We start from the raw sequence: 22,422 nt of genomic DNA, 5'->3' as shown, positions 1-22,422 counted from the left end.
ACGCGGTCCAGGCCGGATCGCGGCGCCGGTGCCCCTGCAGCAGGGGCACCGGCGTCCCCTTTTGTGCGCCCTCAACTGGAGCTGGTTTCCGTGGCAGGGTGGAGCGGGCAAGCCACAGGGGGCCAACAGAAGAGGGGGACCTGTGACCGTCGTCTGGATCAACGGCGCGTTCGGTGCGGGGAAGACCACCACCGCACGGGAACTGATCGAGCTGATCCCGAACAGCACGCTCTTCGACCCCGAGGTGATCGGCGCAGCGCTCACGCATCTGCTGCCGCCCAAACACCTCGCCGAGGTCGGCGACTACCAGGACCTGCCGATCTGGCGACGTCTCGTGATCGACACGGCGGCCGCGATGCTCGCCGAACTGGGCGGAACCCTGGTGGTTCCGATGACCCTGCTGCGCCAGGAGTACCGCGACGAGATCTTCGGCGGCCTCGCAGCGCGCCGTATCTCCGTCCGGCATGTCCTCCTCGCTCCGGCGGAAACGATCCTGCGGGAGCGAATAGCCGGACGGGAGGTGCCACCCGACCTGCCGGACGGCGAGATACGGGTACGACAGTGGTCGTACGACCACATCGAGCCCTACCGCGCCGCTCTCGCCTCCTGGCTCACCGTCGATGCCTATCCCGTCGACACCGGGGCCCTCACTCCGTATGAGACTGCGCTCCGCATCGCTGAGGCCGTCAGTACGGGAGAAGTGGTGGTGTGCGACATAGTGCAGACCCCCGAACCCACCGCCGAGACGGTCGCCGCCGGCGTCCTCCTCTTCGACGAGCAGGACCGCGTCCTCCTCGTGGACCCCACCTACAAGGCCGGCTGGGAGTTCCCCGGCGGTGTCGTCGAACCCGGCGAGGCGCCCGCCCGAGCCGGCATGCGCGAGGTCGTCGAGGAGACCGGCATCCACCTCGACGAGGTCCCCCGCCTTCTGGTCGTCGACTGGGAGGCCCCCGCACCGCCCGGCTACGGCGGACTGCGCCTCCTCTTCGACGGCGGCCGGCTCGACTCCACCGAGGCCGCACGGCTCCTGCTGCCCGGGCCCGAGCTGCGTGGCTGGCGGTTCGCCACCGAGGAGGAGGCCGCGGACCTGCTCCCGCCGGTGCGCTACGAACGGTTGCGCTGGGCCTTGCGGGCGCGCGAGCGCGGGGCGGCGCTGTATCTGGAAGCGGGCGTCCCGGTCGGCTGACCTTTGCCGAACTCCCCTGGTGCCGAAGTGACTTCTGTGGCTCCTGAGTGGCACGCGAGTTCTACTGTCAGTGTGCAGCTCAGCTTCCTCGCGGCCGCTCGGCCGCCTCGACAAGGCCGCGGAGCCCCCTTCGGTCGGAGGAGGGACACGACCGCGCAATCATCGGCCTTCACAAGGGGACTTGCTCTTGCCGCCGGGCTCGTGTCGGCTCTGGCCGCCTGCAGCGGCGGCGGCCGGGGGCTCCACCAAGGGCGGCTCGGCCGGGCTTTCGTCGTACGACACCCAGGGCAGGGCCAACACCTGCAACTCCGTGGCCACCTGCGGATCCACGGCCGCTACGACGCCGGCGGCAAGGACGAGGTGCGCGAGCTGCTGCGCCTGGTCGGCCTGAATCCCGAGCACGGCAACCGCCACGCCCACGAGTTCTCCGGCGGCCGACGCCAACGCATCGGCATCGCACGGGCGTTGGCCCTGCTGATGGACCTGCAGAGCGAGCGGGGCCTGTCCTTCCTCTTCGCCGCCCACGACCTGTCGGCGATGCGGCAGGTGGCCGGCCGGGTGGCGGTCATGTATCTGCGCAGACTGGTCGATATCGCCCCCGCCCCCCACCTGTTCACCGACCCCCCACCCCTACACCCAGGCCCTCGTCTCGGCCATCCAAGTTCGCGAGCCGGCTGACGGAGAGCGAGCGCGCGATCTGCATCGAGGAGGTGCCCGCGCTGATCGACCGCGGCGGGGGGAACCCGGTCGCCTGCCACTACGCCGAGAGCGTCGAGCTGTTGTAGGCCAACCGCAGTTCCTCGTACGGATAGGCGGTCTGCCTGCTTTCCTGCCGCAGTCGGCCGAGGAAGCGGTTCAGTACGGCGGTCAGGGGAGCGTCCCGCGAGATGATCGCCGCGGCGGTGCCGGGGATGCCGCCCGCGTGCGCGCCGATCGCGCAGGCCCGTACGAAGGCCTCGCGCTCCTGGCGGTCGTAGCCGTACAGGGCGGTGACGAGCCAGTTCACCAAGTGCGCGCGCGTGTAGACGAGGTCGTAGTCGCGATGCCGGTCGAAGAAGGCCAGCTCCTGCCGGGTGAGCCGGAACCGCGGGCTGAGCGCGAGGCCGTAGTCGGCGAGGCAGAAGTCCTCGCCGTCGGTGAGCACGTTCTGGAAGTGGGCGTCGCAGTGCAGAAGTTGACGGTCGCGGAGGAAGGCGGTCAGCGCGCCCAGCCACTCCGCCACCCGCGCGCAGGTCCGGTCCGGGTCGCCGGTACGGAGCTGGATGTCGAACCAGTCGTGCAGGGTGTGCGGAAAGTACTCCAGGAAAAGGGTGAGGCTCGCCGAGGCCGTACGCAGGGCCTCGACGCGCTCACGCACCTGCGAGCCGCCGCCCCAGTACGCCACCACCTCCTCCACGTCGGCCAGTTCGTCGGGGAGCGGCTGCACGGCATCCGGCAGGATCCGCCAGTGATGCATCAGCGGGAAGCCCGGGAAGCGGTCGGCCAGCACCCAGTTCGTGGTCATCGTGTGCGCGGCCAGCTCGCGCCAGGCCCCGAAACCCGGGCCCCCGATGCCGTAGTGGCAGAACGACGGCAGCTCGAAGACGTTCGCCGTGGAGCCCGTGTTCTCGGGCAGCCGCTCGATGTCCGTGAGCGGCACCCGTTTCACGAAGACCCGGCGCCCGTCCACGTCGATCAGCACCGAGCGCCCCCCGATCCCGACTCCGGCAGGCGTTCCCTTCGCAAGGAGGTCCGCCAGCTCGGTGTCGCTGAGCAGGCCCAGGGAGATGGCGATGTCGGTGTGGGCGGCGCGGCGCGCGGCGGAAGACATGACCTCAATGGTCACGGTGACGGCGGGTGGCTGTCTGCAGATCGGCGAAGTGTCGCCCTCGCATGTGCGATCAGTGGGTCGTGACCGCCGCCCGGCGGACGGGGCTTGAGCGAGTGTCAGGTCCATCATGCCTGGTCGGAGACGCTTTTGGTAGGACGTAGTGCACGCCCGTTCGACCTTGTGGCCGGTGGTGCCGTACCCGCAGACTCGTCGTCATCCACTCTCCGGCCCACGTGCCGGCATCCGTCATCGGCTGCCGGTGCGTTCGCCGTGCTGTCTCGCCGTGTGACACGCACCGGTCGGGGAGGGACGGGACGAAGGGGATCGATGGACCGGGACATGGTTGTGCTGGCAAAAGTCCGGCTGCTCAGTGCCAACCGGCGGGTGGTGCGGGGCGCCGAGGGACTGTGGATCTACCGACTGCTGACGCAGGTCGAGCCGGAGGTGTACGGGTCGAAGCTGGTGTACGTCCTGGTGGAGGAGAGCGGCTCACCTCTGGTGCGGGAGCTGCCCGAGCGACGGCTGGCCCTGCTGAACGAGGCCGTGGACGTGGCCGAGGCCCTCAGCACGGCGAACCCCTACCGGGCGAAGATGCTGGCGAGGGCACTGTCTGCCAGGCAGGGCGCACTTGAGGCTGGTACGGAGAAGCCGCGAGAACGCGAATGACCCGGTAGGCGACTGGCGTCGCCCTGAAGGCGGGGTCCTGGCCGAGGCCGGGGCCCCACGCGCCCGATGCCCGGCGCCGGTGCTCACCTGGCGCTCCGCGGGCCTGCCTATCCTGGTGCCGGGCCAGGTGATCGTCGCGGACGTGGGCGCCGAAGCGGCTCTTGGACGAGTAGGAGTGTGAGATGACGGTGCGCGTGCTGAGAGCGGACGAGCGCCCGGCCGTGCCGTGGAAGAACGGGGGAGGACTCACCCGCGAGGTCGCCTCTTTTCCCAGCCTGGCAGGGATGTCGGACTTTGTGTGGCGGGTGAGTCTCGCCGATGTGGCCGAGCCGGGACCGTTCTCCCGCTTCGAAGGTGTCGACCGGATCATCACCCTGGTCGACGGCCCCGGCATGGTGCTGACCGTCGACGGCACCTCGCACACCGTGGCCGAGCAGTACGTCCCCTTCCCCTTCCCCGGGGACGCCGCCACCGACTGCCGGCTGCTGGGCGGTCCGCTCGTCGATTTCAATGTGATGGTCCGGCGCGGACGGGCCGTCGCGCAGGTCGAGATCGTACGGGGCCGGGTGGCGCTCTCCGCCCGCGCCGAGACGACGCTGCTCGTGGTCGTACTGGACGGCTCCGCGGTTTTCGAGGCGTCCGGCCTGGTCCTCGACCGCTTCGACGGGGCCCTGATCACCGACGCTTCCGAAGAGGCCCTCAAGGTGACCGGCACAACAGCACTCGTCACGCTCACCGGCACAGCCGCAGAGGGGTAGTCCAGGTCGGGCGCGACCCGGCGGGCGGGCCGCAGCCGCGGCGGCCACGGTGGGGCCGGGGCGTGATGTGTGGCCGCGCCCATGCGGCGGACGCGGAAGGGCCCCGTCGTGGGCGGGAGCCCTTTCCGCGTTGCGGAGCCGTCAGTTCGCGGCGTAGTTCTGGAGGAACAGGGCCTCCGCCACCGACAGCCGTTCCAGTTCCTCGGGCGAGACGCTCTCGTTCACCGCGTGGATCTGGGCCTCCGGCTCGCTCAGGCCGATCAGGAGGATCTCCGCCTGCGGGTAGAGGGCGGCGAGCGTGTTGCACAGGGGGATCGAGCCGCCCTGGCCGGCGTACTGCATCTCCTGGCCGGGGTAGGCGACCGACATCGCCTCGGCCATCGCCGCATACGCCGGGCTGGTGGTGTCGGCGCTGAACGGCTGGCCCTGGCCGACCTGTTCGGTGCGCACCCGGGCGCCCCACGGGGTGTGCGCCTCCAGGTGGGCCTGCAGCAGCTTGGTGGCCTCGGCAGCGTCGACACCCGGCGGCACCCGCAGGCTGACCAGGGCGCGGGCGCCCGCCTGCACCGACGGCGTGGCACCGACGACGGGCGGGCAGTCGATGCCGAGGACCGTGACGGCCGGGCGCGCCCAGATGCGGTCGGCGACCGAGCCGGAGCCGATCAGCTGTACGCCGTCCAGCACCTTGGCGTCCTCACGGAACTGCTCCTCGTCGTACTGCAGGCCGTCCCAGCGGGATTCGGGGGTGAGCCCGTCGACCGTGGTCGAACCGTCCTTGGCGCGCAGCGAGTCCAGTACGCGGATCAGCGCGGCCAGGGCGTCGGGGGCCGCGCCGCCGAACTGGCCGGAGTGGAGGTTGCCCCGGAGGGTGTCGATCTGTATGCGGACCAGGGTCATGCCGCGCAGTGTGGAGGTGACCGTCGGCAGGCCCACGCGGAAGTTGCCCGCGTCGCCGATGACGATGGTGTCGGCGGCCAGCAGGTCGGGGTGCGCCTCGGCGTACCGCTCCAGACCGCCGGTGCCCATCTCCTCCGAGCCCTCGGCGATGACCTTGATGTGCACGGGCACGCCGCCGTTGGCCTTCAGGGCGCGCAGCGCGAGCAGGTGCATGATCACGCCGCCCTTGCAGTCGGCGGCGCCACGCCCGTACCAGCGGCCCCCGCGCTCGGTCAGCTCGAAGGGCGGGGTCGTCCAGGCGGCCTCGTCCAACGGGGGCTGGACGTCGTAGTGGGCGTAGAGCAGGACGGTCCTGGCGCCCTCGGGGCCGGGCAGGTAGCCGTACACGGACTGCGTGCCGTCGGGAGTGTCGAGGAGGGCGACATCCTGGAACCCCTCGGCGGTCAGCGCGTCGGCGATCCAGTTCGCGGCGCCCTCGCTCTCGCTCCTGGGGAACTGGTCGAAGTCCGCCACCGACTTGAACGCCACCAGTTCGGCGAGCTCCGCCTGCGCCCTCGGCATCAGCGAGGCGACGGTCTCGGCGACCGGATTCGACGACATGGGCACGCTCCTTGTGGGTGCGACGTTGTACGTGTGGATATCGGGATCCTCCCACAGCGGCCTGCGGTGATGTCCGCCGTAGGATGCGGGGGACAGGTGCGGCAGCGGCTTGATCGGGAGCAGTAGACCATCGTGAGCAGCGAGAACTCTTCGGCGGACGACGTGCGGCGGGTGTGGGACGTCGTCGTGGTGGGCGCGGGACCCGCGGGGGCCTCGGCCGCCTACGCGGCGGCGGTCGCGGGACGCAGCGTCCTGCTGCTGGAGAAGGCCGAGCTGCCGCGCTACAAGACGTGCGGCGGCGGGATCATCGGCCCCTCGCGCGACGCCCTGCCGCCCGGCTTCGAACTGCCGCTGCAGGACCGCGTGCACGCGGTGACCTTCTCGAACAACGGGCGCTTCACCCGCACCCGGCGCTCCAAGCAGATGCTGTTCGGGCTGATCAACCGGCCCGAGTTCGACCAGCAGCTCGTCGAGCACGCGCAGAAGGCCGGCGCCGAGCTGCGCACCGGCGTCGCCGTGCAGCGCGTCGAACAGCACGGCTCGGCGGTGCCGGACCGGCGTACGGTCGCCGTGTTCCTGCAGGGCGGCGAGACGCTCCTCGCGCGGGCCGTAGTGGGCGCGGACGGCAGCGCCAGCCGGATAGGGGCGCACGTCGGGGTGAAGCTCGACCAGGTGGATCTCGGCCTGGAGGCGGAGATCCCGGTGCCCGAGACCGTCGCGGAGGACTGGAAGGGGCGGGTGCTCATCGACTGGGGCCCGATCCCCGGCAGTTACGGATGGGTGTTCCCCAAGGGGGACACGCTCACGGTCGGGGTGATCTCGGCGCGCGGTGAAGGCGCGGCCACCAAGCGGTACTTGGAGGAGTTCGTCGGGCGGCTCGGCCTCGCCGGGTTCGAGCCGAGCATCTCCTCCGGCCACCTGACCCGGTGCCGGGCCGACGACTCGCCGCTGTCGCGGGGGCGGGTGCTGGTGTGCGGGGACGCGGCGGGGCTGCTGGAGCCGTGGACCCGCGAGGGCATCTCGTTCGCGCTGCGCTCGGGGCGGCTCGCGGGGGAGTGGGCGGTGCGGATCGCCGAGGCGCACGACGCGGTGGACACCCGGCGCCAGGCCCTGAACTACGCCTTCGCGATCAAGGCGGGCCTCGGTGTCGAGATGAGCGTGGGCAAGCGTCTGATGACGGCGTTCGAGCGCCGGCCCGGCCTGTTCCACGCGGCGCTGACCGGGTTCAGGCCCGCGTGGAACGCGTTCCGGGACATCACGCGCGGCTCGACGTCTCTCGCCGAGATCGTGCGCACCCATCCGATGGCCCAGCGGGCGCTCACCGCGCTCGACCGGCGCCCGGTGGCCGGCGGCGAGGTCAGCTCCTGACCGTGATCAGAAAGACCGGGTGGTCCGGGGCGATGCGGCGCAGATCGGCATCGGGGGAGTCGGGGCCCACGCCGTTGAAGAAGACCCCGACCTCGGCCTTCCAGCGCTTCAGGTAGGCGCGCAGCAGCGGGACCTTGTCGTCGTCGGCGACCTCGGTCGCGGTGAACACGTCCACGTTCTTGCCGAGGCGCAGCTCGCCGCCGCCCGCCGCCCGCATGTTGTGCGTCCACTGGACGTGACCGCGCGGGGCGAGCAGATACTGCTGCCCCTCCACCGTCAGCAGGTTCACGGGGGTGGTGCGCCATTCGCCGCTCTTGCGTCCACGGACCGCCAGGACCCGTGAGCCCCAGACGCTGATGCCGCGACGGGTCATCCACGCCACGGCGCGGTTGAAGACATTGACGGTGAACCAGCCGGGCTTCTTGACGTGTGTGGACATGAGGACCCCCAACGGTGACTGTGAGATCGCCGCTCACTTTTGTGAGCGCTGCTCTCGCTTGATGAACAGTCTGCATGGGGTCAGTGTCCGAAAGCAAGAGCGGTGCTCTCTTTTTTGTTCGCCGCTCTCGGTTGTGTGCACTGCTCTCGTTTCATGGGAGACTGCTCCTCATGAGCACCGCACACGGAGCCCGCGCCCGAGCCAGGATCGAGGTCACCGCGGCCATCAAGGAGGAGGCACGCAGACAGCTCGCGGCCGAGGGCGCCGCCAAGCTCTCGCTGCGGAGCGTGGCACGCGAGCTCGGCATGGCCTCCTCTGCGCTCTACCGCTACTTCCCGAGCCGTGACGACCTGCTGACCGCCCTCATCATCGACGCGTACGACTCCGTGGGCGAGGCGGCCGAGGTGGCGCACAACGCCGCGGCAGACGCCGGACACGTGCAGCGCTGGACCACCGTGTGCGAGGCCGTACGCGAGTGGGCCCTCGCGCACCCGCACGAGTACGCGCTGATCTACGGTTCGCCGGTCCCGGGCTACAAGGCGCCCGACACGACCGTCCCGCCCGCCGCCCGCGTCGCCCTCGTCCTGATCGGCATCATCCGCGACGCCCGGCTGGGCCCCGGCCTGGCCCTGCCCGATCTCCCCGCCGAACTGCTGCCCGAGGCCGAGCGCATGGCAGCCGACTTCGCCTCCGACCTGCCACCCGCCGTCGCCCCCGCCCTCGTGGCTGCCTGGGCCCAGCTCTTCGGGCTGATCGGGTTCGAGCTGTTCGGTCAGTTCCACCGGGTCGTGGAGGACCGGGCGGCGTTCTTCCGGCATGCCGCGGGGCAGCTCGCACTCGGCGTCGGGCTGAGGTGAGCGCAGACGCGGAGTCGTACTTCCCGGGGAGTACCGCTGATCGCGACGCCAGGCGGACGCCCCGCGCGCCCGGTCGCGTCTAGCGTGGCCGTCATGGACGAGCAGCGTGTGCACGGGGGCGGGCCGCCCCAGTGGTGGCGGCACGGGCCGCCGTGGATGAACCGCTGGGGCGAGGAGCACCAGCAGGCCCGGTGGCCGTGGCTGTCCACCGCGCTGCTCACCGTCTTCGTGCTCGCCGGCTCCCACTACGCGGCGCACCAGCAGGAGGGCAAGAGGGCCGCCCTCGACGGCTTCGCGAGTGTGCTGCTGCTGGTGGGCTCGGGACTGCTGCTGTGGCGGCGGCGCCGTCCGGTGCTCGTCGTGTACGGCACGGCGGCCGCCGCCATGGTGTACCTGGGCGCCGGATACGCCTACGGGCCGGTCTTCTTCACCGTGGTGGTGGCCTGCTTCAGCGCGATCGTCTCGGGGCATCGGCGGGCCGCCTGGGGCGCGGTGGCGATGCTGTGGGCCGGGCACATGCTGGTGGCCCACTGGCTGTACCGCTGGCTGCCGCCGTCGCACGACTCGGCGGCCCCCTGGGCGCAGGAGGCCGTGATCGTCGCGTGGGTGGCGGCGATCGTGGCGGTGGCGGAACTGGCACGGATCCGGCGCGAGCAGTGGACCAGAGAGCGGGCCGAGCGGGCGCAGGCGGCGCGGCGGCGGGCCGACGAGGAGCGGCTGCGGATCGCCCGGGAACTGCACGACGTCCTCGCCCACAGCATCTCGGTGATCAATGTGCAGGCGGGCGTCGGCCTCGCCCTCCTCGACACCGACCCCGAACAGGCACGCACCGCGCTCACCACCATCAAGGCCGCGAGCAAGGAGGCGCTCGGCGAGGTACGCCAGGTCCTCGACACGCTGCGCACTCCGGGAGACGCCCCGCGCGCTCCGGCACCCGGCCTCGACCGGCTGCCCGAGCTCGTGGAACAGGCGGCGAGCGCAGGCCTCACGGTCGACGTCGAAGGCGAACCTCCCCTCCTCCCGCCCGGCACCGACCTCGCCGCCTTCCGCATCGTCCAGGAGGCCCTCACCAACGTCGTACGGCACTCGGGCTCACGCCACGCGCGCGTGCACGTCGACCACGACGAGCAGGCGCTACGGCTGCGCATCGACGACGACGGGCCCGCGACCGGCGCCGACGCCGGGGGCAGCGGCAACGGTCTGGCCGGAATGCGGGAGCGTGCCGCAGCGCTGGGTGGCACGATCGAGGCGGGCCCGCGCACGGACGGCGGCTTCCGGGTGCTTGCCGCACTGCCGCTCAAGGTCAAGGCCAAGGAGGACGACCGGTGATCCGCGTACTGCTCGCCGACGACCAGTCACTGGTGCGGGCCGGCTTCAAGGCGCTGCTCGACGCGCAGCCGGACATCGAGGTGGCCGGGGAGGCCGCCGACGGCGAGGAGGCGCTGCGCAAGGTGCGCGAACTGCGCCCGGACGTCGTTCTGATGGACATCCGCATGCCGCTGCTGGACGGCCTGGCGGCAACCCGCCGGATCACCGGCGAGGAGGCCCTGGCGGGCGTCAGGGTGGTGATGCTCACCACCTTCGAGCTCGACGAGTACGTCTTCGAGGCGATCCGCTCCGGCGCCTCCGGCTTCCTGGTCAAGGACACCGAACCGGACGAACTCCTGCGCGCCGTAAGGGCGGTGGTCGGGGGCGACGCGCTGCTCTCACCCGGCGTGACCCGTCGACTGATCGCCGAGTTCGCGGCCCGTTCCAAGGAACCCGCGGCCGCCGACGCCCTCACCGAACTCACCGAGCGGGAACGGGAGGTGATGGCCCTGGTCGGCATCGGCCTGTCCAACGAGGAGATCGCCCGCCGCCTGGTCGTCAGCCCCCTCACCGCGAAGACCCACGTCAGCCGCACCATGGTCAAGCTGGGCGCCCGGGACCGAGCCCAACTGGTCGTTCTCGCCTACGAGTCGGGGTTGGTGCGGCCGGGCTGGCTGGGCTGATCGCCCCGCCCGAAGCGCACCAGGACGCTCACGACCCGGGCGACGAACACGATGGGTGCGAGCGTCAGGCCCACGAGCAGCAGCAACCTGGACAGCAGGTCCGGCAGGTCGAAGAGCAACGCCGGTCCGGCGACGGCCCCGAAGACCACTGCCGCCGCGAACACCGCACTGACCAGCGCGTAGCCGATCTCGACGGTCATCGCGTCCTGCTCGGCCTTGTGGCGCCGCCCCCCGTATCCGTCCATGCACCCAGTCTCACAGCGGTGCGCCCGGCGGGACAAGCGGGCCCCGCCGGGCGCACACGGGGAGGCGTCCCCTAGTCGCGTACGGGTACGCGATCCGCCTCCGGAGAGGTGGACTTGGCGACCACCACGGACTGCTGCGGACGGCGCGTCCGCAGGCCCGTGAGGGTGATCAGCAGACCGGCGACGGCGATGCCCGTCACCACCACCAGCCCGGGACGGTAGCTGTCCAGCACCGCCTGCGGGGTGGCGTGTTCGGGGGCTCCTGCGGTCACCACCGCGGTCACGACGGCCAGGAAGATCGCGCCGCCCACCTGTACCGAGGTGTTGAGCAGCCCGGAGACCATGCCCTGCTCGTGGTCCTCCACACCGTTGGTGGCCTGGATGTTGAGCGAGGGGAAGACCAGCGCGCAGGCCGCGCCGATCAGCAGCATCGACGGCAGGATGACGGCGGCGTACACGGGGTCCAGGTTCACGCGCAGGAACAGCGCGTATCCGACGACCATCAGGGCGAAGCCCGTCGCGATGAGCCGCTGGGTGCCGAACCGGTCGACGATCGAGCCGACCTTCGTCGAGGACACCGCCACCAGCGCGCCGGCCGGCAGGAAGGCGAGCGCCGTGTGCAGCGCCGACCAGCCGAGCAGCGACTGCATGTACAGGGTGACCAGGAACTGGAAGCCGACGTAGGACCCGAAGAAGGCCATCGCGCCGAGCTGGGCGCGGATCTGGCTGCCGGAGCGCAGCACACCGAGCCGGATGAGAGGACCGGCCGAGCGCCGCTCGACGAGCACGAACACGGTCAGCAGCGCGGCGACCGCCAGGAAGGACAGCAGCGTGCGGGCCGAGGCCCAGCCGACCTGCGGTGCCTGTACGACGGTGAAGACGAGCAGCAGCATCGACGCGGTGCCGATGACGGCGCCGGGGATGTCGTAGCCGTTGTGGTCCTTCTCGCGTTCGCTGCGCGGCAGCAGCTTCAGGCCCGCCACCAGGGCGATCACGGCGATGGGCGCGGGCAGCAGCATGGTCAGGCGCCAGCTGGCCTCGGTGAGCAGGCCGGAGAGCACCAGACCCATCGAGAAGCCGGTGGCCGCGCAGGTGGTGTAGATGGACAGGGCACGGTTGCGCAGCGGGCCCTCGGCGAAGGTCGTGGTGATGATGGACAGGCCGGCAGGTGCGGTGAAGGCCGCGCTCAGGCCCTTGATGAAGCGGCTGGCGATCAGCAGCGGACCCGAGTCGACGAGTCCGCCGAGCAGTGAGGCGAGCGCGAACACGCCCAGGGCGATCAGGAAGACCTGGCGCCTGCCGAGCAGGTCGGCGGTGCGTCCGCCGAGCAGGAGCAGACCGCCGTAGCCCAGGATGTAGCCGCTGACGATCCATTGCAGTGCCGAGGTGGACAGATCGAGGTCGGAGCCGATGGACGGCAGCGCGACGCCGACCATCGACACATCGAGCGCGTCCAGGAACATCGCGGCGCAGAGCACCAGCAGGGTGCCCCACAGCCGGGGGGTCCAGCGAGCCGCCGAGGACGGAACTGCAGCGGTGGAGAGCGGAGAGGTCATGGACACAGACACTACATGCGTATGCATCGAATGCAAATGCATTTAATTCCGATGCAATAATTCTGCTTCTCTGCTACGGTGCGCGCATGGTGGCGAAGAAGGCCGAACAGGCGCTCGTGGACCAGTGGCGCGACATCCTCGCGCTGCATGCCCGCATCCAATGCGAACTCGACCGCGCACTGCATCAACACGGCCTGTGCGCCAGCGACTTCGAGGTGCTGGACGTGCTGTCCGGCGACTCGTGCAAGTACCGCGTGCAGGAGATCGCCGAGCGGGTCCATCTCAGCCAGAGCGCGCTGTCCCGGCTGATCGCCCGGCTGGAGAAGGACGGTCTCGTCGACCGCGCCATGTGCATGGAGGACCGGCGGGGTGTCAGCGTGGCCCTCACGGCGAAGGGGCGCACGCTGCACGGCGAGGTGCTGCCGGTGCAGCGTGCGGTGCTGACACGGATGCTGGCGGCGACCTCAGCTCCAGGTGACGGCTGATCTCTCCCGCCACAGTGCGGCGACCGCCGCGTCCCCGGTCACGTCCGGGAACGGCAGCCGGTTCCACAGCGCCAGGTACAACAGCGTGGCGGGCCCGGCCACTTCGCAGTCCGCGTCTCCCGCTGCCTCGCGCACGGCCACCGGCGGTTCCTGGGACAGCCGTACGGTCCACATCGCCCCGTCCGTGTCCGTCGCCCGTACCCGCAGCACCCGGGGCTCGTCGCTGCGGACCTTGCTCCTTGGGCGGGCGTGGAAGCCGCGGAGCAGCTCGTCGATGCCGTCCGCCGCGAAACCGGGGTCGATCCCGCTCTGCGCTCCGCCCCTCGCCGATTCCGCGTCGAACCGGTGCACGGTGGTCTCGTGCGCCTGGCGCCGGGCCCAGAACGCGAGCGGTGACGGCGCGGGCAGGAAGTGCCAGCACTGCACGTCGGGCGCGGCGGAGGCGAGGGTGTCGACGAGATGCCGGTGCCCCTCGCGGAACCAGGACAGCAGTTCGTCGCCGTCGAGGTCGGGAAGCCCGCCGTCGGGGTGGTAGGACGTGTGCCTCTCGGCGACGAAGGCGGCCGCCCACCGGTGCACCATCCCGGTGTGCCGCAGCAGGTCCCTCACCTGCCAGTCCGGGCAGGTCGGAACCTTGGCGGCGGTGCCGGCCTCCTCGGCCGCCACGGCCAGCGACCGGCCCTCCCGGTCCAGGGTCTCCACGAACTCGGCTGTCTCCATGGGGCGAGTGTGCCGGATGGAGCGCGGTCGAAGGGAAGAGCGCGCGGCTACGGCCGCCGGCGGTGCCGTAGGAGATTTCGGTGGCGGCCGCGCACTCGGCCGCGCACAGGGCTGCCGTCGCTGTCACGGGGGGCGCTCGATCAGCTCGGCGGTCTCCACACGCAGGCTCTTGGGCAGGGCGCCGCCAGAGGCGGGGTGAACGCTCGGCAGGCACCCGGTCGAGATCGGCCTGGCCGTGGACGACCGTGCCCGCGCACCGCGTCCGCCTCACGGGCGCCCCCGCCAAGTTGCCGTCGCCGAGCTCCTCGTGCGCCCGACCGAGCAGGCCCGAACCGGACCCGAGGTCGGCCCCGAGACGCCTCCGCTCAGGGGCGGCCGACGTGAGGCCGCCCCTGAGTGTTCGTCAACTGCCTTGTCGCTGGGTGTAGATGAAGCCGACCTTGTCGACCTCGTCGCCCGCGCGTCCGTGGAAGCCCGCGATCTGCCAGCCCGAGGGGGCGGTGCGGGTCACGCAGTCGGAGGTCGTGGTGCCGCCGGCGAGGGTGCGGCCCAGGTTGGTCGTGAACTTGGCGTAGAAGATCCGCGTGTGGTCGTCCTTCGCGCCCTGGCAGAGGTAGGCGCTGGTGACGTACTCGCTGCTGCCGAGGGTGAGGGAGGATACGGTGCCGCCCGTGCTGCCGTGCGCGAGCGTGGTGCCGTTCGCCAGGGTGAGGCTCATCTGGTCGACCCGGGAGCCGGAGCGCAGCGCGATGGTGGTGGCGCGGGCGCCGGCGGGCACGCTGTCGATGTCGTTGTAGTAGTCGCCGTGCGGGCCGCCGAACTGGTCGCTGAGCTGGTAGGCGGCACTGCGGGACCAGTTGAAGCCGACCGTGATCGGGTCGTGGTCGGAGAGCATCAGCCCGGCGTCGGTCAGGAACTTGGCGTGCTCGTTGTTGTACGACGTCGCGTTGAGCGAGACCAGCTTGCTGCTGCGGTACAGGACCTTGTCGACGACCTCGCAGGTGTTCGGCACGGTCGCCCCCGACTGGTCGCAGACCAGGGCGTCACTGCCCTTCGCCGGCGGGGTACCGCCGCGTATCAGCTGCACCCAGGCGTCGGTGAGGCCGTTGGCCGCCGCGAACTCGGCGATGGTGTCGGCCGAGCGGGTGTAGCGGGTGTTGGTGTCCCCCATGACCACGACGGCGTTGCCGGCCGAGTGGGTGTTGATGAAGGCGGTGAGCTGCTTGAGGTTGTCGGCGCGCGAGGCCTCGTCGCCGTCGTTGGTGCCGGCGTTGGTGTGCAGGTTGTAGAAGTCGACGTAGACGCCCTCGGCGAGGCGCTCGCGCATGAAGGTGAAGCCCTTGGGGGTCAGGCAGTCACCGGAGTCGACCTGGCAGGAGTTCCAGTGGACGCGCTCGAAGTCGTCCGTGTCGTAGGGGATTTTCGACAGCGTGTTGAGCCCGCTGCCGATGCCCGCGCCGCCGCTGGTGGGGGTGCGGTAGGCGTGCGCGGTGTCGGCGGCGTAGAGGTAGGAGTGGTAGTTGAAGTCCTCCTCGACATGGACGATGTCGTACGGCGCGATCCGCTGGCCGATCGAGGTGGTGCTGGACTCGCGGGGCGTCGGCGCGCTGTTGACGGCCGCGGGCAGGCCCGCGACGTTGTAGCTGAGGACGCTGAAACTGCCCGAGTCGGCCGCGGCCGCGGAGGGCGCGGCCGCGGTGAGCCCGCCGAGGACGGCGGTGGCCGCCGCCAGGCAGGCGAGGAGTCTGCGCATGGGGTGTGTCTCCTGTGGAGGGAAAGCGGTTTCGGCGTGAGCCTGACAGAAGTTACCGCCGGTTACCACAGGCCTGTCGAGTGTTTGGACGCTCTTTCACAGGAGTTGTCGCCTGTACACGGATGGTTCGGGTGATCGCGGTGGACGCCGACAGGGGTGCCATCGGTGCACAACTCCGTGTTCAGCGGTGCCGAACCGGCACGGCCGACATCAGCAGCCCTGCTTCGGGGCTCACCCCTGCGTCGTGTACGGCACCACACTCACCTGCAGGGTGAAGGCGGCGCGCGCCGCGCCCGCCACGTCCGGGGCCTTCGCCAGCGCGGTGATCCGGGCCTCGCCGCCCCGGGTGCCCGCGCACCGCAGCGAGGCGTGGGCCGTTCCGTCGGCGTCCAGCCGCCAACCGGAAGCGAGGACGAAGGCCGGCGCGGAGGTGTTCACGGCCTTCCACCGCTTGTCGTCCGTCCGGGGCCGCAGGACGAGGGAGATCACGGTCCCCGGTCGTACGCACAGCCGCTGCCGGACCGGGTCACCGGGGGCGACGCTGATCTCCGTGTGCCCCGCGACGCAGTGCCCGGCCGGAGTCGAGGGCGCCGTGGCCGACTCGCTCGGGCCTGCCCCGGACGGGGTCGCGGACGTGCCCGTCGGTGCCGGGGAGGACGGCCGCGCCGAGCCGCTTCCGGACGCCGACGCCACTCCCGAGGCACCGCCGCCCGCCGAGCTGCCGCACGCCACCAGGACGACCATTCCGGCGATCATCCACCCTCCGGCCCGCCACCGCATCCCGCCACCTCCCGTCCCGCTCGTGCTGCTACCAGCATCCCGCCGAACAAGCCTTGTGGCAGCGGGCGGCCGCAATTCTGCCGTGCTTCTACGGCAGGGCGCTGCCCCCTTTCCAGTTGGCCCAGGCGACGTTCCAGTCGCCGTAGCCGTTGTTGGCCGCCACGGTGTCGACGGAGTGGACGACGGTGACCGGGTCGCCCAGGTCGACGTGGCCGTAGAACCACCTGGCGTCGCTCGTGCTCATGCCGATGCAGCCGTGGCTGCCGTTGACGATGCCGAACTTGCTCGCGTTCCAGGGCGCGGCATGCACATAGGTGCCGGACTGGGTGAGCTGGACGTCCCACTTGACCGCGCCCAGGTTGTACGCCTCGGGGCCGAAGATGCGGACGGTCGCGGAGTTCATGCGGATGGTCGGCACCTTGCCCATGACGACCATGGTGCCGTTCCAGGTCTCGTAGCCCTTCTTGCCGCTGGAGACCTTCAGGGTCCGCAGTGTCCGCCCGTTCCTCGTCACCGTCATCGTCTTCGTCGTGACGTCGACCGTGCTCGTCACGGCGTCCCCGATGCGGAAGTTCACGACGCGCTCCTGGATGCCGTAGATCCCGCTGCCGGCGTCCACGCCCGCCAGGTCCATGCGCAGGGTGACACGGGTGCCCGGCCGCCAGTACCTCTCGGGGCGGTAGTCGATGCGGTCCTTGCCACTGCGGTCCTTCATCCAGCTCCAGGCGCCCTCGACCGCGGGGGAGGCGGTGACACGGAGCTTCCGTTCGACTGCCGCCTTGTCGCGGATCGGCTTGTTGAAGGTGATCGAGACCGGCATGGCGATGCCGACCCTCATGCCGCTGTTGGGGTAGTACTCGCCGACGAAGGCGTTCTTCGGCGGCTCGGTCGTGAAGGAAGCGGTCGTGTCGAGGGGGCCTCCGCCTGTCACCTTGCCGTTCGCCCTCACCGTGTAGGTGGCGCCCGGGGCGAGCGGTGTGGTCGAGGTCCACACGGACTTGTCCTCGGACCAGGTGCCGGAGAGCCGGCCCGGGCCGGGGGAGTCGACCTCGACGGAGGTCAGCGAGCCGCCCCGTGCGTGCACGGTCACCTTCCGCCCGACCGGCACCTTTGCGCTGCCGGCGCCGGGCTGCACGACTATCGCGGGAGGTGCGCCCTTGTCGCCGTCGCTGCCCCAGCCGCCGGCGCCGCACCCGGCGAGAAGGACGGCGGCGGCCGAGGCGAGCGCGAGCGGAGGCGCGGTCCGGCGGCCCGACGGTGCGGTCAGGTGCAGTGGCATGAGACCCTCCCCTTTCCCCAGGGGCTGAGTTGCGTTGCTTTGTCGTCTTTCCTGGTACCCCGGGAAGGCATCCGGCCGACCGGCCCATCGGGTGACGGCCTAAGGTGTGGGTCACCTGCAGGCGCCGTCTTCGGGGCCGCGATTCGACGGGGGGGTCGGCTGTGACGGAGATCGGCCGCTGGGCGGACGGCCTGGAGGAGCAGGCCGCCCGCGCTCTGCCGCCCGAGATCTACGGCTACTTCCGCAGAGGTGCCGGCCAGGGCCTCAGCGCGGCCGAGGCGGCGACCAGCTGGGACCGGCTGCGACTGCGGCCCCATGTCCTGCGCGACGTCTCCGTCTGTGACACCTCGACAACTGTGCTGGGTACACCGGTCGGTACCCCTGTCCTCGTCGCGCCGAGCACCTTGCAGCGCCGCGCGGACCCGGAGGGCGAGGCGGCCACCGCGCGCGGTGTCGCCCGTGCCCGATCGCTGCTGGCGGTCACCTCCAACACGGCGATCCCCTTCTCGGCCCTGCCGGCGAGCGGGGCGCCGTGGTGGGTGCAGGTCTACGTGGCGCGGGACCGGTCGTTGACCGTGGAGGTGCTGCAGCGGGCCAAGGCCGCCGGCGCCCGGGCGGTCGTGCTCACGGTCGACACTCCGGTCATCGGCTCGCACGGCAGGCCCGGAGCCCATGTGGCGGACTTCGTCGGACCGGAGGACCTGTACGGCAACATCACCGGCATCCCCGCCCGGGAAGCGGCCGAGCACGCGGCCGACCTCACCCCGGACGTGATCGGCCGGCTGCGCGAGCAGACGGGACTGCCGGTCGTGGTCAAAGGGGTGCTACGGGGCGACGACGCGCGCGAGTTCGTGGCGGCCGGTGCCTCCGGGCTGCTGGTCTCCAACCACGGCGGGCGGCAGCTGGACGGGCTGGTGCCGACGGCCTGGGCACTCCCGGAAGTCGCGGACGCGGTGGCGGGCACCGGCACGGAGGTCTACGTCGACGGCGGGCTGCGCCGGGGCACCCACATCCTGGCCGCCCTCGCGCTCGGCGCCCGCGCGGTGTTCGTCGGACGGCCGGTGCTGTGGGCGCTGACGGTGGCAGGGGACGCCGGAGTCGCCCGGCTGCTCGACGAACTCACCGGTGAACTCGCCGAGGCGATGCGGCTGACCGGCACGTCGTCCCTGGACCGGGTGGCACGCGATCTGCTCTGGAGGCAGTCTCCGCCTGTGAGCTGAGGGCATGGTGAGCGCCCGGCTCCGACTCGTCCGGTGGCCGTGCGGCGTGTTTCTCAGGTTCGCCTGGGGAGGTCGGCGCCGGACGTCGACTGTCCTGTTTTCCGGTCGGGGGCCCGGGGGCCCGCGGTGGAGCGGCTGATGTCGCTGCCCCCGCCAAAGTGCAGTAGCAGCCCGATGAGCGCGGCGACCGCTGCGAGCGCCGCGACGCTGGTGAGAGCGGTGGGCAGGGAGAACCAGTCGGCCGTGAAACCGATCGCGGGCGGACCGAGCAGCATGCCGCCGTAGCCGAGAGTGGAGGCGATCGCGACGCCGCTGGGGCCCGCGAGCATCCCGGCGCGTTCGACGGCGACCGGGAAGAGGTTGGCGAGACCGAGTCCCGTGACCGCAAAGCCGATCAGGGCCGCCCACAGCGAGGGCGCCAGCGAGCCGGCCAGCATGCCGAGCGCGGCCGTGGTGCCGCCCGCGACGACGGTGCGGGTACGGCCGAGACGTTCGAGCAGGGTCGTTCCGGTCAGCCGCCCGACGGTCATGGCGAGCGCGAAGCCGGAATACCCCAGTGCCGCGGCTCCCGCGGAGGCTCCGAGGTCCTCCTCGAGGTGCAGCGCGCCCCAGTCGGCCATGGCCCCCTCGCCGTATGCGGTGCACAGGGCGATGAGCCCGAAGACGGCAACCAGCCCGCGGCGACGGCCGTCGAGGCGGCGCGGAGGGTCCTGCCCGGCCCCGCCCGCGGGCTCGGGCGGCTCCGGTGGCGGCTGACGCAGCAGCGCACGTCCCGCCAGGGCAGTCACGAGCAGCCCGATGAAGGTCAGACAGAGAAGATGCCGAGTGGGGGACAGATACCCGGCGACCAGTCCGCCGAGCCCGGCGCCGAGCATGCCGCCCAGGCTGAACGCGGCATGGAAGCTCGGCATGATCGGCCGCCGCAGGGCGGCGACGAGGTCGACGGCGGCGCTGTTGAAGGCGACGTTGATGCCGCCGTAGGCGGCCCCGAAGAGCAGGAGGACGGCGCCGAGGGCGAGGGCGGAGTGGGTGAGCGGGGGCAGCGCCACGCTGAGGGAGAGCAGGATGGCGCAGACGACGGTGACCTGGTGGCTGCCGTAGCGGCGGCACAGGCGCCCGGTCAGCATCATCGTGACGACGGCACCGGCGGAGACGCCCAACAGTGCCAGGCCGAGGGCGGCGGCGGTGGCGCCGGTCTGGTGCTTGATGGCGGGGATGCGGACGACCCAGCCGGCGAAGACGAAGCCGTCGAGGGCGAAGAAGACGGTCAGGGCGATACGGAGCCGGGTGAGGTCGGTGGTGTTGCTGCCCGGCACGACGTTGTGCGTTCGGGGTTTGTTTATTGGCGGCACAAACTCAGGCTAGGCGGGTGGCGAGGGTGGGGCAAGGTTGCTGACGCGGGCAAAGCGCACGCGAGTCCCTGAGACAGGCCCCGCTGTCCGACACCGTTCCCACACCGGAGGCGGACAAGACGCTGCCATGGACGAGCAGGTGCGCGCCCCGCTGGCCCTCGATCCCGCGGTACGCCGTGATCGGCCCGACTCGGTTCACAAGATGCGCGTCGCCTGCCGTCGACTGCGCAGCACCCTGCGTTGGCGTCGAAGTCCCGGCTGCGCAAGGTCGCTCATCGGCCGGCGAGCGACCTGGGCAGGGGTTCGGTCGGCCTGCGCCATGTTCAGTTGCGGGCCGGAGGCGTGTAGAAGTCGCCGACGGAGGTCCAGACGCCGTTCTTCACCTCCACCCGCTGCACGCTGCGGGTGCCGAGATGCTCACTCGCGCCGAACTTCATCACCGGCGACACCCCGGGGTCCACCGATGGCGCCTTCTGGAACGCCGCACTGATGGCCTGTGATGTGACGGGTCCCTTGATGGTCTTCGTGATCTCGGCGAACACTTTCGCGTTGCCCCAGCCCCATAGGCCGAGGAATCCGGCGGTCTGACCGGGCTCGTACTCGGCCATCGCGGTCCGGAACTCCTTCACCGCGGGGTCGTTGTCGGAGGGCGCCTTCACCAGTTGCACGGCCTTGAGCCCCTCGGCGGCGTCCTTGGCCAGCGCGACCGCCGATTCGGCGGCCACGGGCGCATGGGCATAGGTGGGCAGCGAGAGCCCCTGGAGCTTGGCCTCCTTGAGGAAGGCGGCCGCCTCGGGGGAGGTGAGGATCAGGACCACCGCCTGGGTCCTCGCGGCCTTCACCTTGCTGATGGCGAGAGGCGTCTTGGGGGCCGTACCCGTGTTTGAGCTGTGCTGAGGCGTGTACGCGACCGGTATGACCCAGTCGAAGCGTGAGACAGAGCGAAAGTACGATGCTCCGTCGGCCGATGACACCTCGTGGCTCCCCGAGCTCACCGGCGTGGACGGCATCGTGTCGGTCGTGGAACAGGGCACGGACGAGCTGGACGCCGTGTACCACGACACAGAAGACCTGCGGCTGGCCGGCGCGTCCGCCACGCTCCGGCGCAGGACGGGCGGCCCCGACGCGGGCTGGCACCTGAAGCTGCCCCTGTCGCAGGACAGCCGGGAGGAGGTGCAGGCCCCGCTGTCCGAGACGGTCCCGGACACCCTGCGTGACCTGGCCCTTTCCCGTACCCGAGGAGCAGAGCTGACGCCCGTCGTCCGTATCCGCTCCAGCCGCCGTACACGGCACCTCGTCGACTCGGAGGGCGCGGTCCTCGCCGAGCTGACCGTCGACCAGGTCCGTGCAGAATCCCTTCGCGGCACGACCACACTGGCCGCCTGGACCGAGATGGAGGTCGAACTCGCCGAGGACACCGAACTCTCGCTGCTGGACGCCGTGGACAAGACGCTGCACAAGAACGGCATCGACCGCGCGGCCAATCCGTCCAAGCTGGCCCGGGCCCTGGAGCAGACAGGAGTGGGCGGCCCGCGACTGCCGGACCGGCGTGCCGAGATCGTCGTACCCGGCTCCGCGGGCGACGACCTCCTCAGGTACGTGGACGAGCAGGTCCAGACCCTGGTGCGCCTCGATCCCGCGGTCCGCCGTGACGTGCCCGACTCTGTGCACCAGATGCGTGTCGCCTGCCGTCGGCTGCGCAGCATCCTGCGCTCCCACCGGTCGGTGCTGGACCGTGAGATCACCGATCCGATCCGCGACGACCTCAAGTGGCTGGGCGGCGAACTCGGCGCGGAACGCGACCAGGAGGTCCTCATGGAACGGCTCGGTGCGCGCATCGAGGAGTTGCCCGGAGAGCTGGTCCTCGGGCCGGTCGCAGCCCGGTTGAAGGCCTGGAACGTCGCCAACACCGACGAGGCGCGTCGACGCACCCTCGATGCCCTGCACGCACCGCGCTACCTGACCCTGCTGGACTCCCTCGCCGCTCTCACCGGCCGGCCGCCGCTGCGTCGCAAGGCTGCCCGCGAACCGGACCAGGTGATGGCCGAGGCGATCTTCAAGGAGTACGACCGGCTGGTCGGCCGGGTGGCCCACGCGCTGGAGCTCTCTCCCGGAACGGAACGCGACGTGGCCCTCCACGAGGCCCGCAAGTCGGCCAAGAAGACGCGCTACGCCACCGAACCGGCGCGGGCCTCGCTCGGCAAGCCCGCGAAGCGGCTCGGCAAACGCGTGAAGGCCGTGCAGAAGGTGCTCGGGGACCATCAGGACAGCGTCGTGGCCCGGGACGCCCTGCGGAAGCTGGCCCTGGCGGCGCACGCCGCAGGGGAGCCCGGGTTCACCTGGGGCCTGCTCTACGGCCAGGAGCAGGCCGTGGCCACAGAGCGCGAACGGGAACTGCCGACCGCATGGGCCGACGCGTCGAAGCCCGGCCTGCGCAAGGCGCTCACCCCCTGATGCCGC

22 protein-coding genes and 1 pseudogene are annotated in these 22,422 nt (G+C 71.2%); 12 read left to right on the top strand and 11 right to left on the bottom strand.

The features are described 5' to 3' along the window. Window positions 1–142 precede the first annotated feature (142 nt). Together ACWDAG_RS11360 and ACWDAG_RS11355 are read left to right on the top strand one after the other, a co-directional pair. A complete protein-coding gene (locus tag ACWDAG_RS11360) occupies window positions 143–1,186 on the top strand; it encodes an NUDIX hydrolase (RefSeq protein ID WP_450695352.1) in 1,044 nt (347 codons plus the stop codon). A 201-nt stretch (window positions 1,187–1,387) separates the two neighbouring features. After that, on the top strand, window positions 1,388–1,864 hold the full coding sequence (locus ACWDAG_RS11355; protein ID WP_450695351.1) for a hypothetical protein: 477 nt from the start codon (window positions 1,388–1,390) through the stop codon (window positions 1,862–1,864). A gap of 79 nt (window positions 1,865–1,943) precedes the next feature. Here the strand turns inward: ACWDAG_RS11355 and ACWDAG_RS11350 are convergent, their stop codons facing one another. Then, window positions 1,944–2,996, bottom strand: coding sequence for a protein kinase family protein (locus tag ACWDAG_RS11350; RefSeq protein WP_450695350.1), 1,053 nt, complete (start codon window positions 2,994–2,996; stop codon window positions 1,944–1,946). Window positions 2,997–3,335: 339 nt separating this feature from the next. Between ACWDAG_RS11350 and ACWDAG_RS11345 the strand changes: the two genes are divergently transcribed. After that, entirely contained in the window at window positions 3,336–3,662 is a 327-nt protein-coding gene (locus tag ACWDAG_RS11345; protein WP_450695349.1) for a hypothetical protein, read from the top strand. A 182-nt stretch (window positions 3,663–3,844) separates the two neighbouring features. After that, window positions 3,845–4,420, top strand: a complete 576-nt coding sequence (locus tag ACWDAG_RS11340; RefSeq protein WP_450695348.1) for a HutD/Ves family protein — start codon at window positions 3,845–3,847, stop codon at window positions 4,418–4,420. A 141-nt stretch (window positions 4,421–4,561) separates the two neighbouring features. Here the strand turns inward: ACWDAG_RS11340 and ACWDAG_RS11335 are convergent, their stop codons facing one another. Beyond that, entirely contained in the window at window positions 4,562–5,917 is a 1,356-nt protein-coding gene (locus tag ACWDAG_RS11335) for a M20/M25/M40 family metallo-hydrolase (protein ID WP_450695347.1), read from the bottom strand. Between the two features lie 132 nt (window positions 5,918–6,049). On the opposite strand from ACWDAG_RS11335, the gene ACWDAG_RS11330 reads away from it, so the two are divergent. After that, complete coding sequence (locus ACWDAG_RS11330; RefSeq protein WP_450695346.1) at window positions 6,050–7,285, top strand: geranylgeranyl reductase family protein; 1,236 nt, start codon at window positions 6,050–6,052, stop codon at window positions 7,283–7,285. Here ACWDAG_RS11330 and ACWDAG_RS11325 read toward each other — a convergent pair. After that, window positions 7,275–7,724: a nitroreductase family deazaflavin-dependent oxidoreductase gene (locus ACWDAG_RS11325; protein ID WP_450695345.1), complete on the bottom strand. Its 450-nt coding sequence runs from the start codon at window positions 7,722–7,724 to the stop codon at window positions 7,275–7,277. The two genes, ACWDAG_RS11330 and ACWDAG_RS11325, sit on opposite strands and share 11 nt — an antisense overlap. Before the next feature lie 170 nt (window positions 7,725–7,894). On the opposite strand from ACWDAG_RS11325, the gene ACWDAG_RS11320 reads away from it, so the two are divergent. From ACWDAG_RS11320 to ACWDAG_RS11310, 3 genes are all read left to right on the top strand, one after another. After that, window positions 7,895–8,581, top strand: coding sequence for a TetR/AcrR family transcriptional regulator (locus tag ACWDAG_RS11320; protein WP_450695344.1), 687 nt, complete (start codon window positions 7,895–7,897; stop codon window positions 8,579–8,581). 93 nt (window positions 8,582–8,674) lie between these two features. After that, window positions 8,675–9,910: a sensor histidine kinase gene (locus tag ACWDAG_RS11315; RefSeq protein ID WP_450695343.1), complete on the top strand. Its 1,236-nt coding sequence runs from the start codon at window positions 8,675–8,677 to the stop codon at window positions 9,908–9,910. Further along, window positions 9,907–10,572, top strand: a complete 666-nt coding sequence (locus ACWDAG_RS11310) for a response regulator (protein WP_450695342.1) — start codon at window positions 9,907–9,909, stop codon at window positions 10,570–10,572. The genes ACWDAG_RS11315 and ACWDAG_RS11310 overlap by 4 nt, the downstream gene beginning before the upstream one ends. On the opposite strand, the gene ACWDAG_RS11305 is transcribed toward ACWDAG_RS11310, so the two are convergent. Both ACWDAG_RS11305 and ACWDAG_RS11300 read right to left on the bottom strand, forming a co-directional pair. Further along, window positions 10,533–10,817: a DUF6332 family protein gene (locus ACWDAG_RS11305; RefSeq protein WP_450695341.1), complete on the bottom strand. Its 285-nt coding sequence runs from the start codon at window positions 10,815–10,817 to the stop codon at window positions 10,533–10,535. The two genes, ACWDAG_RS11310 and ACWDAG_RS11305, sit on opposite strands and share 40 nt — an antisense overlap. A gap of 71 nt (window positions 10,818–10,888) precedes the next feature. Beyond that, the gene (locus ACWDAG_RS11300) at window positions 10,889–12,373 is read right to left on the bottom strand and encodes an MFS transporter (protein WP_450695340.1); all 1,485 of its coding nucleotides are present in this window, start codon (window positions 12,371–12,373) and stop codon (window positions 10,889–10,891) included. Between the two features lie 86 nt (window positions 12,374–12,459). Here ACWDAG_RS11300 and ACWDAG_RS11295 point away from each other — a divergent pair, with 86 nt between their 5' ends. Then, complete coding sequence (locus ACWDAG_RS11295; protein ID WP_450695339.1) at window positions 12,460–12,858, top strand: MarR family winged helix-turn-helix transcriptional regulator; 399 nt, start codon at window positions 12,460–12,462, stop codon at window positions 12,856–12,858. Here the strand turns inward: ACWDAG_RS11295 and ACWDAG_RS11290 are convergent. From ACWDAG_RS11290 to ACWDAG_RS11275, 4 genes are all read right to left on the bottom strand, one after another. Next, complete coding sequence (locus tag ACWDAG_RS11290; RefSeq protein WP_450695338.1) at window positions 12,838–13,578, bottom strand: maleylpyruvate isomerase family mycothiol-dependent enzyme; 741 nt, start codon at window positions 13,576–13,578, stop codon at window positions 12,838–12,840. The two genes, ACWDAG_RS11295 and ACWDAG_RS11290, sit on opposite strands and share 21 nt — an antisense overlap. A gap of 403 nt (window positions 13,579–13,981) precedes the next feature. Next, entirely contained in the window at window positions 13,982–15,331 is a 1,350-nt protein-coding gene (locus tag ACWDAG_RS11285; RefSeq protein ID WP_450695337.1) for a jacalin-like lectin, read from the bottom strand. A gap of 231 nt (window positions 15,332–15,562) precedes the next feature. Continuing rightward, the gene (locus ACWDAG_RS11280; protein WP_450695336.1) at window positions 15,563–16,087 is read right to left on the bottom strand and encodes a hypothetical protein; all 525 of its coding nucleotides are present in this window, start codon (window positions 16,085–16,087) and stop codon (window positions 15,563–15,565) included. 112 nt (window positions 16,088–16,199) lie between these two features. Continuing rightward, on the bottom strand, window positions 16,200–17,390 hold the full coding sequence (locus ACWDAG_RS11275; RefSeq protein ID WP_450695335.1) for a L,D-transpeptidase: 1,191 nt from the start codon (window positions 17,388–17,390) through the stop codon (window positions 16,200–16,202). Between the two features lie 161 nt (window positions 17,391–17,551). On the opposite strand from ACWDAG_RS11275, the gene ACWDAG_RS11270 reads away from it, so the two are divergent. Beyond that, window positions 17,552–18,610: an alpha-hydroxy acid oxidase gene (locus ACWDAG_RS11270; protein WP_450695334.1), complete on the top strand. Its 1,059-nt coding sequence runs from the start codon at window positions 17,552–17,554 to the stop codon at window positions 18,608–18,610. A gap of 53 nt (window positions 18,611–18,663) precedes the next feature. Here ACWDAG_RS11270 and ACWDAG_RS11265 read toward each other — a convergent pair whose 3' ends face one another. Continuing rightward, on the bottom strand, window positions 18,664–19,926 hold the full coding sequence (locus ACWDAG_RS11265) for an MFS transporter (RefSeq protein WP_450695333.1): 1,263 nt from the start codon (window positions 19,924–19,926) through the stop codon (window positions 18,664–18,666). 169 nt (window positions 19,927–20,095) lie between these two features. On the opposite strand from ACWDAG_RS11265, the pseudogene ACWDAG_RS11260 reads away from it, so the two are divergent. After that, window positions 20,096–20,212: pseudogene (locus ACWDAG_RS11260) on the top strand (CHAD domain-containing protein); the annotation flags it as partial. A 73-nt stretch (window positions 20,213–20,285) separates the two neighbouring features. Here the strand turns inward: ACWDAG_RS11260 and ACWDAG_RS11255 are convergent. Further along, the gene (locus ACWDAG_RS11255; protein WP_450695332.1) at window positions 20,286–20,804 is read right to left on the bottom strand and encodes an ABC transporter substrate-binding protein; all 519 of its coding nucleotides are present in this window, start codon (window positions 20,802–20,804) and stop codon (window positions 20,286–20,288) included. Window positions 20,805–20,877: 73 nt separating this feature from the next. Here ACWDAG_RS11255 and ACWDAG_RS11250 point away from each other — a divergent pair, with 73 nt between their 5' ends. Further along, entirely contained in the window at window positions 20,878–22,416 is a 1,539-nt protein-coding gene (locus ACWDAG_RS11250) for a CYTH and CHAD domain-containing protein (protein ID WP_450695331.1), read from the top strand. Window positions 22,417–22,422 lie beyond the last annotated feature (6 nt).

The organism is Streptomyces sp. NPDC001157 (genome assembly GCF_053598255.1).
This window is presented reverse-complemented; position numbering and strand designations above follow the sequence as displayed.

Excerpts from the sequence above, each read along its gene's own strand:
- ACWDAG_RS11340 (WP_450695348.1), top strand. The coding sequence starts at position 3,845 with ATGACGGTGCGCGTGCTGAGAGCGGACGAGCGCCCGGCCGTGCCGTGG.
- ACWDAG_RS11300 (WP_450695340.1), bottom strand. The coding sequence starts at position 12,373 with ATGACCTCTCCGCTCTCCACCGCTGCAGTTCCGTCCTCGGCGGCTCGC.
- ACWDAG_RS11290 (WP_450695338.1), bottom strand. The coding sequence starts at position 13,578 with ATGGAGACAGCCGAGTTCGTGGAGACCCTGGACCGGGAGGGCCGGTCG.
- ACWDAG_RS11280 (WP_450695336.1), bottom strand. The coding sequence starts at position 16,087 with ATGATCGCCGGAATGGTCGTCCTGGTGGCGTGCGGCAGCTCGGCGGGC.
- ACWDAG_RS11320 (WP_450695344.1), top strand. The coding sequence starts at position 7,895 with ATGAGCACCGCACACGGAGCCCGCGCCCGAGCCAGGATCGAGGTCACC.
- ACWDAG_RS11250 (WP_450695331.1), top strand. The coding sequence starts at position 20,878 with ATGACCCAGTCGAAGCGTGAGACAGAGCGAAAGTACGATGCTCCGTCG.
- ACWDAG_RS11350 (WP_450695350.1), bottom strand. The coding sequence starts at position 2,996 with ATGTCTTCCGCCGCGCGCCGCGCCGCCCACACCGACATCGCCATCTCC.
- ACWDAG_RS11295 (WP_450695339.1), top strand. The coding sequence starts at position 12,460 with ATGGTGGCGAAGAAGGCCGAACAGGCGCTCGTGGACCAGTGGCGCGAC.
- ACWDAG_RS11325 (WP_450695345.1), bottom strand. The coding sequence starts at position 7,724 with ATGTCCACACACGTCAAGAAGCCCGGCTGGTTCACCGTCAATGTCTTC.
- ACWDAG_RS11285 (WP_450695337.1), bottom strand. The coding sequence starts at position 15,331 with ATGCGCAGACTCCTCGCCTGCCTGGCGGCGGCCACCGCCGTCCTCGGC.
- ACWDAG_RS11305 (WP_450695341.1), bottom strand. The coding sequence starts at position 10,817 with ATGGACGGATACGGGGGGCGGCGCCACAAGGCCGAGCAGGACGCGATG.
- ACWDAG_RS11335 (WP_450695347.1), bottom strand. The coding sequence starts at position 5,917 with ATGTCGTCGAATCCGGTCGCCGAGACCGTCGCCTCGCTGATGCCGAGG.
- ACWDAG_RS11275 (WP_450695335.1), bottom strand. The coding sequence starts at position 17,390 with ATGCCACTGCACCTGACCGCACCGTCGGGCCGCCGGACCGCGCCTCCG.
- ACWDAG_RS11345 (WP_450695349.1), top strand. The coding sequence starts at position 3,336 with ATGGTTGTGCTGGCAAAAGTCCGGCTGCTCAGTGCCAACCGGCGGGTG.
- ACWDAG_RS11315 (WP_450695343.1), top strand. The coding sequence starts at position 8,675 with ATGGACGAGCAGCGTGTGCACGGGGGCGGGCCGCCCCAGTGGTGGCGG.